Raw genomic sequence first — 479 nt, 5'->3', positions numbered from 1 at the left:
TCACCTGCAAGGACAGCGCTACCAAGCCGGTCTGCCCGAACGAGTGGGTCCACCTGACCGGGGCCTACGATCCGGCGAAGGGGCAGCTCCAGCTGTACGTCAACGGTGAGCTGAAGAAGACCGTTGCCCGCCAGTCCACCTGGTCGGCACGCGGAGCCCTGCAGATCGGCCGGTCAGTGGCCAAGTACGGCTACAGCCGCAACTTCACCGGCGACATCGCCGAGGTCCGGGCCTACGACCGGCTCACTCCGGCCGCCGAGATCAAGTCGATGCTCACGGTGAGGCCGGCCCGCAAGGGCTACTGGCCCCTGGACACGGTTGCCTCCGGCACAAGCCCGGACCTCGTGGGAGGCCGCGCCCTGACTCTGGGCGGTGGCGCCACTCTCTTCCAGCAGAAGCCGGAAGAGGTGGTCGAGGGACCTTATCCGCTGGTCACCTCCATGGGGGAGCAGGGCGCGGTGCCGGGCGGCGACCTGGTG

At 68.7% G+C, this 479-nt stretch carries 1 protein-coding gene; it reads left to right on the top strand.

Going from position 1 to position 479, the window contains the following annotated elements; genetic code table 11:
- Positions 1-479 (top strand): LamG domain-containing protein (locus I8N67_RS41975; protein ID WP_200309663.1); only part of this gene is annotated, 479 nt, incomplete at both ends.

It is taken from the genome of Streptomyces adelaidensis, assembly GCF_016598475.1.
In the GTDB taxonomy this organism is placed as follows: Bacteria; Actinomycetota; Actinomycetes; order Streptomycetales; family Streptomycetaceae; genus Streptomyces; species Streptomyces adelaidensis.
The sequence above is the reverse complement of the archived record's forward strand: the minus strand, read 5'-3'. Positions and strand labels throughout refer to the sequence as shown.